The organism is Arthrobacter echini (assembly GCF_008107445.1).
Classification (GTDB): Bacteria; Actinomycetota; Actinomycetes; order Actinomycetales; family Micrococcaceae; genus Arthrobacter_D; species Arthrobacter_D echini_A.
The window spans coordinates 561145-575143 of the sequence record NZ_VSLD01000001.1; the positions used below are offsets into that span (position 1 = coordinate 561145).

At 67.1% G+C, this 13999-nt stretch carries 18 protein-coding genes and 1 riboswitch; of the genes, 11 read left to right on the forward strand and 7 right to left on the reverse strand.

Annotated elements, in window-relative coordinates; all coding sequences use genetic code 11:
- Positions 1-69: riboswitch (guanidine-III (ykkC-III) riboswitch) on the forward strand.
- A gap of 10 nt (positions 70-79) precedes the next feature.
- From FQ377_RS02635 to FQ377_RS02645, 3 genes are all read left to right on the forward strand, one after another.
- Positions 80-394 (forward strand): DMT family transporter, encoded by a 315-nt coding sequence (locus FQ377_RS02635; RefSeq protein WP_148599670.1) that lies wholly within the window; start codon positions 80-82, stop codon positions 392-394.
- A gap of 97 nt (positions 395-491) precedes the next feature.
- Positions 492-1613, forward strand: a complete 1122-nt coding sequence (locus FQ377_RS02640) for an alcohol dehydrogenase catalytic domain-containing protein (RefSeq protein ID WP_148600060.1) — start codon at positions 492-494, stop codon at positions 1611-1613.
- A gap of 69 nt (positions 1614-1682) precedes the next feature.
- A complete protein-coding gene (locus tag FQ377_RS02645; RefSeq protein WP_148599671.1) occupies positions 1683-2546 on the forward strand; it encodes an aldo/keto reductase in 864 nt (287 codons plus the stop codon).
- 25 nt (positions 2547-2571) lie between these two features.
- On the opposite strand, the gene FQ377_RS02650 is transcribed toward FQ377_RS02645, so the two are convergent.
- Both FQ377_RS02650 and FQ377_RS02655 read right to left on the reverse strand, forming a co-directional pair.
- Positions 2572-3234, reverse strand: a complete 663-nt coding sequence (locus FQ377_RS02650; protein WP_148599672.1) for a cyclase family protein — start codon at positions 3232-3234, stop codon at positions 2572-2574.
- Positions 3221-4648 carry a purine-cytosine permease family protein gene (locus FQ377_RS02655; RefSeq protein WP_148599673.1) on the reverse strand — a complete coding sequence of 476 codons (1428 nt, stop codon included), beginning with the start codon at positions 4646-4648 and terminating at the stop codon, positions 3221-3223. Before FQ377_RS02655 ends, FQ377_RS02650 begins: the two co-directional genes overlap by 14 nt.
- A gap of 149 nt (positions 4649-4797) precedes the next feature.
- Here FQ377_RS02655 and FQ377_RS02660 point away from each other — a divergent pair, with 149 nt between their 5' ends.
- Positions 4798-5496, forward strand: a complete 699-nt coding sequence (locus FQ377_RS02660) for an SDR family oxidoreductase (protein WP_148599674.1) — start codon at positions 4798-4800, stop codon at positions 5494-5496.
- A gap of 22 nt (positions 5497-5518) precedes the next feature.
- Here the strand turns inward: FQ377_RS02660 and FQ377_RS02665 are convergent, their stop codons facing one another.
- Positions 5519-6256 carry a YqjF family protein gene (locus FQ377_RS02665; protein ID WP_262364225.1) on the reverse strand — a complete coding sequence of 246 codons (738 nt, stop codon included), beginning with the start codon at positions 6254-6256 and terminating at the stop codon, positions 5519-5521.
- 125 nt (positions 6257-6381) lie between these two features.
- Between FQ377_RS02665 and FQ377_RS02670 the strand changes: the two genes are divergently transcribed.
- Positions 6382-6801, forward strand: coding sequence for a DUF1801 domain-containing protein (locus FQ377_RS02670; protein ID WP_148599675.1), 420 nt, complete (start codon positions 6382-6384; stop codon positions 6799-6801).
- Positions 6802-6905: 104 nt separating this feature from the next.
- On the opposite strand, the gene FQ377_RS02675 is transcribed toward FQ377_RS02670, so the two are convergent.
- Both FQ377_RS02675 and FQ377_RS02680 read right to left on the reverse strand, forming a co-directional pair.
- Positions 6906-7430 carry a redoxin domain-containing protein gene (locus FQ377_RS02675; protein ID WP_148599676.1) on the reverse strand — a complete coding sequence of 175 codons (525 nt, stop codon included), beginning with the start codon at positions 7428-7430 and terminating at the stop codon, positions 6906-6908.
- A gap of 118 nt (positions 7431-7548) precedes the next feature.
- Entirely contained in the window at positions 7549-8523 is a 975-nt protein-coding gene (locus tag FQ377_RS02680) for an NAD-dependent epimerase/dehydratase family protein (protein WP_148599677.1), read from the reverse strand.
- A gap of 115 nt (positions 8524-8638) precedes the next feature.
- Here FQ377_RS02680 and FQ377_RS02685 point away from each other — a divergent pair, with 115 nt between their 5' ends.
- The 4 genes from FQ377_RS02685 to FQ377_RS02700 all read left to right on the forward strand — a co-directional run bounded on the left by FQ377_RS02685 (position 8639) and on the right by FQ377_RS02700 (position 11331).
- On the forward strand, positions 8639-9013 hold the full coding sequence (locus tag FQ377_RS02685; RefSeq protein ID WP_148600062.1) for a PadR family transcriptional regulator: 375 nt from the start codon (positions 8639-8641) through the stop codon (positions 9011-9013).
- Positions 9010-9723, forward strand: a complete 714-nt coding sequence (locus FQ377_RS02690) for an LrgB family protein (RefSeq protein ID WP_148599678.1) — start codon at positions 9010-9012, stop codon at positions 9721-9723. The genes FQ377_RS02685 and FQ377_RS02690 overlap by 4 nt, the downstream gene beginning before the upstream one ends.
- 226 nt (positions 9724-9949) lie before the next feature.
- Positions 9950-10630 carry a nucleoside/nucleotide kinase family protein gene (locus tag FQ377_RS02695; RefSeq protein WP_262364226.1) on the forward strand — a complete coding sequence of 227 codons (681 nt, stop codon included), beginning with the start codon at positions 9950-9952 and terminating at the stop codon, positions 10628-10630.
- Between the two features lie 86 nt (positions 10631-10716).
- Positions 10717-11331 carry a hypothetical protein gene (locus tag FQ377_RS02700; protein WP_148599679.1) on the forward strand — a complete coding sequence of 205 codons (615 nt, stop codon included), beginning with the start codon at positions 10717-10719 and terminating at the stop codon, positions 11329-11331.
- Positions 11332-11363: 32 nt separating this feature from the next.
- Here the strand turns inward: FQ377_RS02700 and FQ377_RS02705 are convergent, their stop codons facing one another.
- Entirely contained in the window at positions 11364-12209 is an 846-nt protein-coding gene (locus FQ377_RS02705) for a hypothetical protein (protein ID WP_148599680.1), read from the reverse strand.
- 186 nt (positions 12210-12395) lie between these two features.
- On the opposite strand from FQ377_RS02705, the gene FQ377_RS02710 reads away from it, so the two are divergent.
- Both FQ377_RS02710 and FQ377_RS02715 read left to right on the forward strand, forming a co-directional pair.
- Positions 12396-12608: a hypothetical protein gene (locus FQ377_RS02710; protein WP_148599681.1), complete on the forward strand. Its 213-nt coding sequence runs from the start codon at positions 12396-12398 to the stop codon at positions 12606-12608.
- A gap of 149 nt (positions 12609-12757) precedes the next feature.
- Positions 12758-13117 (forward strand): hypothetical protein, encoded by a 360-nt coding sequence (locus FQ377_RS02715; RefSeq protein WP_148599682.1) that lies wholly within the window; start codon positions 12758-12760, stop codon positions 13115-13117.
- A 68-nt stretch (positions 13118-13185) separates the two neighbouring features.
- On the opposite strand, the gene FQ377_RS02720 is transcribed toward FQ377_RS02715, so the two are convergent.
- Positions 13186-13818: a uracil-DNA glycosylase family protein gene (locus tag FQ377_RS02720; RefSeq protein WP_148599683.1), complete on the reverse strand. Its 633-nt coding sequence runs from the start codon at positions 13816-13818 to the stop codon at positions 13186-13188.
- Positions 13819-13999 lie beyond the last annotated feature (181 nt).

Sequence of the window (13999 nt, forward strand, 5' to 3'; positions counted from 1 at the left end):
CCCGAGGCGCGTGTCCACCGCCTCCCGGACGAGGGGTGCCGTACCCGGTGTGCGACAAGACGGCCCACGGGAGTAAGTCATGGCATGGATCGTCCTCGTCGTCTCGGGTGTCCTCGAAGCCGTCTGGGCCACGGCCCTCGGCAGGTCGGAGGGCTTCAGCAGGCTGGCGCCCACAGTGGTGTTCGCCATCGCCATCACCGCGAGCATGGCCGGTCTGGCCTACGCCATGCGGACGCTGCCGATCGGCACCGCCTACGCGGTGTGGGTGGGGATCGGCGCGGCCCTCACGGTCGTGTACGCCATGGCAACGGGGACCGAACCCGCCTCGCTGCTGAAGATCGTCTTCCTCACGATGATCGTGGGCGGCGTGATCGGCCTGAAACTGAGTACCTGAGGCGCATTCGCGGAACGGGTCCGGACGCCGCCGATCCTCCACGCCTAGACTGGCCCCCACCACGACTCCACCACGAGGGGATGCCATGAGCCCGATGATGCGCGCCGCAGTGCTCCGTACCAACGACCGGACCGCGCCGTACGCGGAGAGCACCCCGCTGGGGATCGAGCAGCTTCCCGTGCCGGAGCCCCGTGCGGGCGAGCTCCTGGTGCGCATCGAACGGGCCAGCCTCTGCCACTCGGACCTCTCGGTCATCAACGGCTCCCGCCTCCGCCCCCTTCCCATGGCACTGGGCCACGAGGCCACCGGCGTCGTCGAGACGGTGGGCGACGGCGTGGAGGACGTCCGGGTGGGCGATCACGTGGTCCTCGTCTTCGTCCCGGCCTGCGGCTCCTGCCGCGCCTGCTCGGCGGGTCGACCTGCCCTGTGCTACCGCGGCGCGGAATCCAACGGGAGCGGCGATCTCCTCCACGGCCCGGCACTGCTGCAGACAGGCGGCGGCGAGCGCATCAATCATCACCTCGGCGTCTCCGCCTTCGCCGAGCATGCCGTGGTGGCGCGCGAATCGGCCGTGGTGATCGACGACGACGTCCCGTTCGACATCGCCGCCATGTTCGGGTGCGCCGCACTGACCGGCATCGGCGCGGTGCTGAACACGGCCGCCGTGCAGGAGGGACAATCCGTGGTGGTCTTCGGCCTCGGCGCGGTGGGGCTGATGGCGGTCATGGCCGCCGCGCAGATCCCCGGGACCACGGTGATCGCCATCGACCCCCTCGCGTCCAAGCAGGAACTCGGCCTGCAGTGCGGCGCGCAGCACGCCGGCTCACCCGACGACGCCGCGGAGCTGGTGCGCCGGGCGACCGACGGCGGGGCCGACGTCGTCATCGAAGCCGTGGGCAGTGCCCGTGTCATGGAGGCGGGCCTGGAGCTGCTCGCCCGCGGCGGTGCCCTCGTGTCCGTCGGCCTGCCCCACCCGGACCAGGAGCTCATCACGGCCGCGCTGCAGTTCGCGGGTACGGGCCGGCGGCTGCTCGGCTCCTACATGGGCGACGCCGTCCCTGAACGGGACATCCCCCTCTACCTGGAGCTGTGGCGGGACGGGCGGCTTCCCGTGGAGCTGCTCCACACCGACACCCGGCCGCTCGGTGATCTCAACGAGAGCCTCGACGCGCTCGCGGAGGGACGCGTGGTCCGGAGGATCTTCACCCTGGACGATTAGATCGGCACTCGCGATGCGCGCTCGACGGTGTCTACGATGGTCCGCACGTCTATCCGAAGGAGAAAGACCATGCAGCAACGCTCACTGGGAGGAACCCGGGTCAGCGCCATCGGCCTGGGCGGGATGCCCATGTCGATCGAGGGGCGGCCCGACGAGGACCGTTCCATCCGTACCATCCACGCCGCGCTCGACGCCGGGATCACCCTCATCGACACCGCTGATGCGTATCACCGCGATGCCGGCGAGGTGGGCCACAACGAAGTGCTCATCGCGAAGGCCCTGAAGAGCTACGGTTCCGACGCCTCCGGTGTGCTCGTCGCCACGAAGGGCGGTGCGCAGCGCCCAGGTGATGGTTCCTGGACCCTGAACGGCCACCCCGACTACCTCAAGGACGCGGCGAAGGCCTCACTGCAGCGGCTCGGCGGCGACGCTATCGGTCTCTACCAGTACCACCGGCCCGACCCGGACGTGCCCTACGAGGACTCGATCGGTGCGCTCAAGGACCTGCTCGACGAGGGCGTGATCCGCATGGCGGGTATCTCGAACGCCACCGTGCATCAGATCAGGAAGGCGAACGAGATCCTGGACGGCGGCCTGGCCTCGGTGCAGAACCAGTTCTCCCCGGCGTTCCGGTCGAGCCAGGACGAGCTGGACTACTGCGGCGAGAACGGGATCGCCTTCCTGCCGTGGAGTCCGCTGGGCGGCATCAAGAAGGCCGGAGACCTCGGGGAGAACTTCGCGCCGTTCCAGGACGTGGCGAACAGGCACGGCGTGAGCCCGCACCAGGTCTGCCTGGCCTGGGAGCTCGCGCTCGCCCCGACCGTCATCCCGATTCCGGGCTCCTCCCGGCCCGAGAGCATCCAGGACTCGGCGCAGGCCACCGAACTGGAGCTCTCCAGCGAGGAGATCGAGGTCCTCTCCCGCACGGAGTAGCGCCGCGCGAGCCCGGCCCAGCACCCTAGCGGGCGGGCAGCACGTCCAGTTCGAGGGCGACGGCGCGCACCGGTGCACCGTCGCCCCCGACGAGCGGAAGCGGGAGGACGGAGACCAGCGGATCGTCCCACGTGACCGCGGCCAGATTGGTCAGGTTCTCCACGATCACACCCCCTGCCCCGAGGAAGATCGCGTGGAACGGCAACTGCCCGTCGTTGTCGAGGGTGGGGTCCGGGTTCAGGCTGTCCACTCCCATCACCGTCACCCCCGCCTCGAGGAGCCGGGTGGCGATCTCCGGCGCCAGGACCGGGTGCTCGAGATAGCGCCGGTCGCCGAAGTGCTCCGACCAGCCGGTGCGGAACAGCACCATGGCGATCCCCTCCAGCCGCTCCAGCCGGGACTCGACCGCTGCCCAGGGGACGACGTCGTGCGCTCCCACCTGCGCGCAGTCCACGATGCGCGCCGTACCCACGAGGCGGCGGAGATCAATGGCGTCCACGGGCTCGCCGTCGACGATCGAATGGAGTGGGGCATCGAGGTGCGTGCCCGTGTGGGAGCCGGCGTGGAGCTCGGCCACCTGATAGCCGTCCTCGACCACCGTCGCCACGGTGGTCACCGTGACAGCAGGATCACCCGGGAACACCTGCATGCCGGTGTGGATCGGCTGGGACAGATCAACGATGCGCATGGTCCGCCGCCACCTCCGGTTCGTCCAGCAGATGCGTGTGCTTCCTGGCGGTGCGATCGATGCGGCCGGTGGCAGCGGCCCAGCCCAGGTAGAGCAGCGCCGAGAGGACGAAGGTGGGGATCGTCGCTCCGATGGGGCTGGGCACGGTGTACGTGAGGAACAGCGAGGTCCCCGCGCCGACCAGCCACACGAGGACGGCGGCGATGTTGACACCGCCCGTGAACCAGTACGCACCGCCGCGACCGCGGAGGATGTCGCTGTTGTAGTGGCGGGACCGCACCAGGTAGTAGTCCACGAGCATGACCGCGAAGACCGGGATGAACAGAGCTCCGACCACGGTGAGGAAGGCCGCGAATCGGTCGAGCAGTGCGAGCCAGGTTGCCCCGAGGATGGAGACGGCACCGAGCACGAGCGCGGTGGGAAGGAACGTGACGCGGCGCGAGGTTACCATGTTCACCACGGAGGACACCATGCCGTAGACCACCATCGTGTTGGTGGCCATCACGGACAGGAAGATCACGACGGCGAGCGGAGCGCCGAAGATCGCGACGATGACGGTGGGATCGAACGCGACCGCGTCGCCGCCATCGAGCACCACGAAACCGATGGCGGTGGCTCCGAGGACCATCGCAAGCACCGTGGACAGCACGTAGCCCACACCGGAGCCGATCATGCCGGCGGCCTGCGTGCGGGCCAGGCGGTTGAACTCCGCCGAGAGCACGGTCCAGGAAATGGCGGTGGCGATCACGACGTCGAGGACGACGGCGGGGGTCCACCCGGCGGCGGTGTCCTGCGGGATCGCAGCGAACTCGGCGGGGCTGTAGGCGAGGAAGGCCGTGATGAAGATGTACGCCATGAAGACGAGGATCACGAGGGCCAGCCAGGGCTCCACGCGCTCGATGCCGGCATGGCCGAAGATCGCGAGGCACACCACCAGCAGCTGGCAGAGCACCGAGAAGAGGACAGGGCTGGAGAAGCCCGTCATCTCCTCGACCACGAAGTTCACCGTGACGCCGGCGAGCATCGCCTGCACCCAGCTCCAGCCCATGAGTGTGACGAGATTGGCGGCGACGGGCAGGAAGGATCCGCGGAGACCGAACGATCCCTTCGTGAGGGACATCGTGGCGAGCCCGGTCCGGGTGCCCATGTTGCCCACCAGGACCAGCACGGAGCCGCCGATCAGTGTGCCGAGCACGATCATGGCGACGGCCATGGGCCAGGTCACGCCCGGGACGAAGAGGGTGCCGGTGAGGAGTGTGGTGACCACCAGATTCGCCGCGAGCCAGATCATGCCCATGCGTCCGGTGCCGAGCGTGCCCCGGAGTGGCCCGTAGCCATCGGAGTGGGTGTCGAGCTGATCGGCCAGTCGGCGGTAGGCGGACCTGCCGGGTGTCCGGGCGTGTTCCTGGGTCATGAGGCTCTCGTTCCTGCGGTGTTGTCTCCAAGTGAACTTTTGTTGCTTCCCGAGTCTGTGTGACCGGCGCAACGTTGTCAACGGCGCATCCATTCCAGTCCGGTCACGGAAGCCGGGGCACCGCGCGTCGGCGTTGCTAGGGTGACGACATGACTTCAACCCCTGTCGCCCTGATCACCGGCGCCTCCCGAGGCATCGGGCGCGCCATCGCCGACGACCTCGCCGCCACCCACCACCTGCTGCTCGGCGGACGCGACCGGACTGCGCTGACGGAACTGGCGTCGTCGTATCCCTCGGCCGAGCCGTTCGTGGCGGAACTGCGCGACGCCGGACAGGTGGCAGCGGCGGTCTCCGGGATCGATCGGCTCGACGTCCTGATCCACTCCGCCGGGATCCTGCGCATGGGCCCGGTCGCGGAACTGACCGACGACGCCTGGCGGGAGAGCTTCGAGGTGAATCTGTTCGCCGTCGCGGCCCTGACTCGTGCACTGCTGCCGGTCCTGCGTGCGGCCGGAGGGCAGGTTGTCACCATCAACAGCGGCTCGGGCTACACCTCCGGCGCGAGTTCGGCGATCTATAGCGGAACGAAGTTCGCGCTGCGCGCCTTCACCGATGCACTGCGCGAGGAGGAGCGGCAGCACGGTGTGCGGGTCAGCTCCATCCATCCGGGCCGGGTGGCCACCGACATGCAGGAGGAGCTGCATGCGTGGGAGGGCAAGGAGTACAGCGCCGAAGCGTGGATCCAGCCCGACCAGGTGGCCAAGGCGGTACGGCTGGCCGTCGACACCACACGGGAATCGGCCATCGAGACGCTGAGCATCCGGCCCTCGGGCATCTCGCTCCGCTGACCCACGCGGTCCGCCGACCCACTCAGTCCGCGGCCACCACATGGGGCCGGCCGAACTGCGTCTGCACACCCGGCGAGAACAGCACCGAGTGGGGCGGGCCGTCCACGATCAGTCCCGCGGCGGCGAGCAGGCCGTCGTCGAGACCGGTGATGGTCGCTGGGTGCAGCGGCCACGGTGTATGCGTGTTGGGGATGTAGAGCGTCCGGCCGGCCAGGGTGCTGTGCAGGCCGAAGCGTGCCGTGAGCTCCAGGGACACCGTGTCATCCGCAGTCCGGGCGGTGTCGGGCTCCACGACGAAGCGGGATGTCGCCTGGCCACGGAAGCGGACGACGTCGTACCCGTACTTACGCTGGTTGTGAATGGGCGAGCACTTCGACCAGACGTAGGGGATGCCGCCGGCCCTGGCTGCGAGGACCACGGCGAGGCGGGAGGCGTCGAGGGTGACGAAGACGACGCCGCGGGTTCCGTCGGGGCCACGCGAGTACAGCCGCACGTTGATCTCGGTGAACGAACCGAAGTACGGGACGGGCAGCCCCTGGCCCAGACCGGCGCCCACCATGCGGAAACCGATCAGACCCACCCAGGACGAGCCGTCCACCTCGTCGGGGACCACGCCGGCGGGCATGTACCGTGCCACGGCCGCGGAGTCGATCCGCCAATGGAGGAAGACGGCGTCCGCCCAGCGCTGGTCCATGATCACGGGTCGGGGCAGCTCGGGCGCGAGGAACCGGGCTGCTGCTTCTGGTTCGTCGATCGTCATGTGCTCAGTCCACCACGGACCTCCCCCGTTTCTGACCGTCATGGGTCTGCTGCGCCACCAGTCCATTCCGCGGCGGGGTCTAGAGTGGATACACCGATCCGCAGCCGGTGGAGGAGTGATCAGACATGGCGGAACTCCTGACCCAACCGACGTCCGAGGACCCGAGGGCGTTCATCGAGGCAGTCGAGCATCCGCGGCGGCGGGCCGACGCACTGACCCTGCTGGGGCTCATGGAGTCCGTCACCGGGGAGCCGCCCGTGATGTGGGAATCGTCGATGATCGGATTCGGAGAGTACCGCTATACATATCCCTCGGGCCACAAGAATAATTCCCTCGCCGTCGGTTTCTCCCCGAGGGCTTCCGCACTGGCGCTGTACGGCCTGCTGGCCGCACCCTCCTCGGACGAACTCCTGGAATCTCTCGGCAAGCACCGCCGCGGTGTCGGCTGCCTCTACATCACGTCGCTGGCAAGCGTCGATCTCGAGGTCCTCGAGGAGCTCGTCCGCCGTGGCGCAGCCTTCCTCGTCACGGAGAATTTCACCTAGCACGGGCTGCTCATCCATGTGGGCCGGACGCCTCAGGGCGGTCCGGCCCCGTCATCTCCTCGGCTGCGAGCAGGAGCCTCCGCCGGTCGTCATCCCTCGACCTGTCAGGCGGCACCGCGGGCCGGGTAGTCCTGCTCCTGGGCGTAGCGAGCCCCTGCGATCACATCGTCGAGGGCCGGGCGGCCGAAGGGCATGGACGCGGTGCTCGACCAGAAGAGGGTGCCGTCCTCGTCCAGGAGGAAGATGCCCGGTTCGTTGAAGAGGTCCGGCTCGCCGTCGTTGATGGCCTTGGACAGGTTCAGCCCCCAGGACCGGGCTGCTTCCTCGCTCAGCCCATAGGCCACGGGAAGATCGGCAAGGCGCCACTCGCCGACGACGCGGGCGCTCCTGTCCTCGGTCTCCATACTCACGGCGACCGTGCGACCGATTCCTGCAGCTGTCAGGTCATTGATCCGCTTGTCGATCTCCGTCAGTTGCTTGCGGCAGATCGGGCAGTGAAGGCCACGGTAGAAGACCACCAGGCTGAAGCGGCCGCCGGCTCCGGTGCCCAGCTTCAAGTCATCGGTACTTCCTCCGCCCACCAGGGCGAGGTCGAGATCGGGCACTGTCTGCGTCGGTAGAAGAGTCATAGCAGGACCAACACATGACGGCGCATGGGAATTCCACCCGGTCCATTCGGGCTGAGGCGGAAAGAGTCAGACTCCTTCGCTGAATCACCGGGTTCCAGGGCTCGCGCAGCGGTCGTGATCAGCGCGGAAGCTGATCGAGCAGGTTAAGTTCCTCCGCCCTGCTCAGACCGGATCTACGCTCCCGGTCGAGTCCTAGCCGCCGCTCGAAGTCAAGGCAGCGCTGCATGGTTCGACGAAGATCCTGCAACCCGCCACCCGCAGCATGGAAGGCGGCGTTGTTCCGTTGGGCGAAAGCCGCGTCAGCTTCGGGAAGCCACAGAGGAAGCGATCGGGGGCCCGCCCAATAGTGAACATCGTGTCGAAGAAGCCATTCATCGGCTACGACCATCCGGTCTCCTGCGAAGCCCGCAACCTCGGCGGCGAGCGCGAGCACGTCTGCGAGGGCATGGTGGTCACCGGTGGCGTTGATGACACCGGTGAGATCGTCCTCGCCTGCTTTCACGATGAAGGCTGCAAGATCCTCGACGTCGATCACCTGGACGGCGCGGCTCTCGGCGACAGGTGAGAGCACCGGCCCATCCTGTGCGAGCGCGAAACGCCCTACCCAGTAGCCGAACCTGTCGCTCCCGTCCCCGGGTCCGGCGATCAGTCCCGGGCGGATGACGAGCAGGCGGCGTCCGAGCGCTTCCAGCGAAGCCTGCTCGGCAGCGACCTTCGCTTGTCCATAGTCATCGAGATCGGCCGGATCGAGCAACGGCGCGGACTCGTCGGCGCCTGCATCGGAGTTCGAGGCATACACGGAGACGGATGACACCAAAGTCCAGTGCTTTGCCTTCTCGGCGAGCGCGTCGATCGCACCCCGGACGAGTACGGGCTCATAGGAGAGCTCGACGACGTCGTCCCACGACTGATCGGCTACTGCCGCGTACGCATCCGGGGAGTATCGGTCCGCCTGCACGAATGCAGCCCCGATGGGTGAACCGCCGGAATCTCCACGAGCGAGGCAGGTGACGGCGTCTCCGTTGGCCACCAGCTGCCGGGCAATCTCAGAGCCGAGCCACGCTGTTCCACCGAGCACCAGGATTTTTCGCATTCGGCCAGTGAAGCAAGCGGGCCGGAGAGCGTCAATGACGTGCCCTGAGAGAGAACCTCAGGAAGGGCTTTACAGGCTAACTACTTAGACACACAATATAGTAGTGGACGTGACGATGTCAGCTGCAGATACCCCCAGGGGCGTGGAGTGGCCGAGCGATTGGCTGCGGGCAACGCTGGGTCTTTTTGCCCTCCGCGCCCTGTCCGCCGGGCCCTCCTACGGATACGCGATCATCAGCGAGCTTGAACGCCACGGCTTCGGCACCGTCAAGGGCGGCACCCTGTACCCGCTCCTCACGCGCTACGAAACTGCCGGCCTGGTCTCGACCGAGTGGAGAGCCGGCGACGGCGGCCCTGGTCGCAAGTACTTCGACCTCACCGAGCGCGGACACGCCGAACTCGCTCGGCTCAGCGCCGATTGGTCCCGATTCACCCAGCTCAGCACCGACTACCTCGACCCAGAACGACGTCCGAAGGAGCCTTCCCTATGATGCAGCAGACCAGCGACAGGAAATGGTTCGACGAGCTCACCCTCGAACTCCGCATCCGCCAGGTCCACGGAACCGCTATCGGTGACACTCTGGCCAGTGTCCGTGAGCTTCTGCGCGACACGGGCCAGAGCGCCGAGGAAGCATTCGGTCCAGCACGGGAGTACGCGGATTCGCTCGACCTCCCAGCCGAACCGAAACACGACTGGGTGCGTAAGTCGCTCTGGCCGGCACTCCTCGGTCTGCTGGCGTTCCTGCTCTTCAGTCAGGCCATAATCTCCCTGGTCCGGGCCGAGCAGATGCTGGTCTCCCCCGCGCAACTCGCCCTCCTGCTGACGCCCGCGGTGCTGATACTGCTCCTGCCGCTCTACATCGACGCATTAATGCGCCACGTGTGGGTCCTCATTACCCTTGGTGTGATTGCTTCGCTGGCAGGGGTTCTCTCTGCAGTTGTAGCTCCGACGGCTCCAGCAGAAGCGTGGCTCGCAGTCAATCCCTTTCCATGGGTCATCGGCAGCGCCCTAGTCATGATTGCGCAGTCAACGGTGAGCACCATTCGGACTTTCCACTCCGCGAGCGACGACGACATCATCGATCCGCTTGCCAGGTCGACGAGCAGCGGAACGGGAGCAAAGGTGTTTGTCCACGTCACCAACTGGCTTTTCCCGATCTTCGCCCTCGCCATGCTCGGCCTCGCACTGGCCCTCAACTAGAGCTGCTGAAGGCTGGACACACCGCGCCTGGTGCGGAACCGTGAGCGGTGTCCTGTCGATAGACGAAAGGTAATCACGATGAGCACCACTCCGGGTCTATGGATCTCACTCTCACCGCTCCCTGAGGAGTGAAAGTCGAGAATGACGAATGATGATGCGTCGAGGTGCCCGATTCGAAGGAACTGTTCGGTACGGGCGACGTCGTCCCTTCGGGGAGGATGGCGGTGTGGGCCGGTTCATGGAGATGTTGAGCAACGATCTTCTTGCCGCTGTCGGCGTCGACGGTCGCCTCATGGCCATCGACGGGGTCGACGGCAGCGGGAAGACGACGTTCGCCGCTGAACTGGCCACGGCCGTTCGGGATCGGCCGGTCATAGTCATCCATGCGGACAACTTCCTGAACCCGACCCACATCAGATACTCGAGGGGCCGGAATTCACCGGAGGGATTCTGGAAGGACACCTACAACTACACGGCGTTGCACGAGCTGGTACTCGAGCCCCTCGGTCCCGCAGGAGAGGGCTGGTACTCGCCTGCGTCCTACGACCCCGTGGCTGACCGGACCGCACCGTCTCCGAAGGTCCACGCTCCAGCAGAAGCGCTGGTCGTCGTCGAAGGCATGTTCCTGCACCGCGACGAGCTGATCGGCTACTGGGACGCATCGGTGTTCCTCGATGTCCCGTTCACCGTGACCGCTGCGCGCATGGCGGTCCGGGACGGCAGCAACCCGGATCCGGATCATCCCAGTATGCGTCGGTATGTCGACGGGCAGCAGCTCTACCTCGATGCCACTCAGCCGTGGGAGCGCGCAACAGTCGTGGTGGACAACAGCGCCCCTGCGTCACCCGAGGTCGTCCGGTCAAATACTCCCCGTCGTCGCTGCATCCCGAACCGTGACTTGCTCTGAACGTCCCCGCGCCCCAAAGTAGTAAGGGTACTGATTGAAGTGTCGTCCTCACCCGAGGGCGGACCAGCAGAAGGAGGATGATCCCCATGGCGTCATCGAACACATCAGGTGCGAGCACCCCCAAAGCCCGGCGGAACGACGTCGTCGCAGCCGAGAAGGAACGCTTCGGCGGGATCAAGTTCGGGTCCGCCTTCTTCGGCTGGCTGACCGCGATCGGCCTGACCGTCATTCTCAGCACCATCGCCGCAGCCATCGGCGTGGGCGTCGGAGCAGCCAACACCTCCAGCGCGAACGACGCCGCGAACCAGGCGCAGGAGAACGCGCAGACCATCGGTGTGGTCAGTGGGATCATCCTGGCGGTCATCCTCTTCATCGCCTACTACTGCGGCGGCTACGTCGCCGGACGCATGGCACGCTTCGACGGCGCCAAACAGGGACTGGCCGTGTGGCTGTGGGGAATCATCATCGCCGTCGTGCTGGCCATCCTCGCCGCCATCGCGGGAGACCAGTTCAATGTCCTCTCGAACATCGAGGGCGTCCCCTCCATCCCGGTGGACGGCAGCGCCCTGACCACCAGCGGCCTGATCGGGCTCGCGATCGCCGTCATCGTCCCGCTCATCGCCGCACTCGTGGGCGGCAAGGCCGGCATGCACTTCCACCGCAAGGTGGATCAGGTGGGCATCGACCACACGGCACGCTGACGGTCGGCAACCCGGACAGCCCGGCAGGACAGTCAGACCTCGAGGACACCGTCCACTGCTGCGGAGCGGGGCGGAACAGCACCGGTGGCGATGTCCTCCTCGAGGTGGACCGTGGCGTAAGCCCAGGTGCGCGGGCGTCCGGCGTCGTCGAATACACGGTACCGCCTCCTCAGGCGCAGATCGTGGACCCGGCGATGCTCGAACGAGACGATGATCTCCGTTCCGGGCCATTCACCCGATTCGACGACCTCCACAGCTCGGTACTCGCTCGGCGAGCGACGCACCACGTGATCGTCGCTCGTCCACAGGAGGTAGGGATCCCCGAGGCCCTCGAACCGGGCACGGATCCTGGTGATGGCCAAGCTGCGGGCTTCCTCGGTGACCGGCGCCAGCGGCCACTCGATGCCGTCGACCCCGTTCAACTCGAGCCGGTCGGTCCATGTGTCAACCGCATGTCGCTGCCGCTCGAGGTCGGCCTCCCAAGACTCCTCGTCATCGTCCTCGAGGACCGGTCGTGATGCCGACCAGGCGCCGACCCACAGTCCGCCGTCGTCGGCCCCTACCAGATGACCCACACCGAGATTGCAGGCCGCTCCCACTCCCTGAGCCGTAATGAACACGGCTGAGCTCTGCCGGCACAGCTCCGGATCGTCATCGTCCTCGGCCGTGTAGACGAGCCATGCTCCGGTCGAGGTGGGCCACAGGCGCGCTTCGCCGATCGCCCCGTCGGGCATGGGCGCATCGGGCCACACCACCCAGCCCACGGTCGAGTCCGCAGCAATGATCGCCGCGACCGGGCGAGCAGCATCCGGCACGATCGTCACCTCTCCCACCCGGACGGCGTCGAGGGGAATCAGCGGACACGTCAGCGCAGGCACTCCCTCACGCTACAACCGCACCGCGTCAGGAGGCAGGAAAGCGATACCGTCGTCGGACCGTGGGTACCCTGAGAGTCAGGACACCGCCGCACGGAGTCGCGAGGGCGGCCCGCGCACGGCACCGCGGTGACCGACCCGGTCCGCAACGCCGGACCGTGACCCTGCATCGTCGCGAAGGAACACACCGTGAACAGAAGAACATCCCTCTCCGCACGCTTCATGAAAGTGACGGGAACGCTCCGCATGTTCTTCGGCCCCGCACAGCAGGGCTCGACGGCGGGGCCGGTGGTCTATCTCGACGATGATGCGCAGCGGACCCGCCAGGAGCAACTCCAGCAGTGGACCGTGGTGCGCAACGCGGACGGATCCACCTACCTGACGAGCAAGGACGGGGAGTAGCGGCTCTCGGACCCCACCGACCGGTATGCTGCGGCGATCCTGTGCCCACGGTGATGGTCGACGTTCCGCAGTAATGGCACACTTGACGGGTCCATGCTTGCGCACCCTGGAACGGTCCGGGTGTTTACATGACTCACAGAAGGTCTCAGATGCCCCAGCAGCGCCCGCCCGCCATGACGCCTGACCTGTCCGGGCGCCGCCGGTCGCGGCTCCTGATGATGCCCGGAGGCAAGGACGCCGAGGGCTTCGCCGCCCTTGCCGATCGTCATGCCGACGAGTCGAACGAGCTGCTCGGAGCCCTCGAGGCAGCGATCGCACGCCTTACGCTGGCACACCGCTTCGCCGCGCCGGAAGCTGAGGCGCGCAGCATTGACGACGAAGCCTTCGCCTGGGTGCAGCAATCGCTCGAGGACATCACGGCGACCCTCCGCGGGCTGTCCCTAAGGAGAACCGCAGAGACACCGCGGGCAGACGTGATGCCTGTGCGCTCCGTGTCCGGATCGGCCTGAGCCGGGGAGTGCGCGAGCCGCACCGATGGGGCGGCCCGCCCACCCTGGCCGGCTTCCGGTGACCGCCCTCAGATCGACTGGCTGGCGCGGATGCCCGCTCTGCCCATCGCGTCGGTATACGCGGACTGGATGTCCTTCAGCCACAGTTCCTGGTTGGCGGGCGTGCCCTTGAAGGCGCGCTCTCCCGGTGCCCGGACCTCGTAGATCTTGAAGCCACGCTTGACGATCGCCCGGTTCTCGAGCTTCATGAGCCTGCGCGCAGCCTTGTGCGCGTCCGCGCCGTGGGCAACGAGGGCAGACGCGCGCGGCACCTGCTGGAGGAACGAGAGCAGCGGCTTCACTCCGTCGGAGATCTGGTCCATGGTCAGGGCCCGGTCCTTGCCCTCCGGGACGTACCACGGGTGGGCGTTCCATGGCATGAAGGCGTCGGGACGGAGGCCCACGGCCTCGTAGATCCCTGCCATCCGGACGGAACTGGGGTCGTCGTTCTCGAACGAGACGAAACCGGAGGGCAGTGATGCGCCGGGGTTCGAGAAGAGACTGACGATCTTGCAGCCGTCCACATCATGGATCGGATCGATGTAGGGCACCGAGGATCCAGGCTTGGCTTCCGTCAGCGTGTCACAGAGCCGGTTCACGTCCTCGATCTGCGGACCGTACCGCTGATCCCACTGCTGTTCCCTATAGGTAGGGTCTGCCATGCGTTGTACCAATTGCGCCTCCTCGCGGACGGCGCCTGGAGTGACGCGAACATGTCCGCAGGCTTCCAGCCTACGCCAGTGCTGGGTCGGACCCCTCTGGCGCCGGGCGCGGCGCCGGCGCCGCCACCCGGCTGGTGACGCCCCCGGTCGGCCCGGACCCCGGTGCCGATGCTGCCCCTGC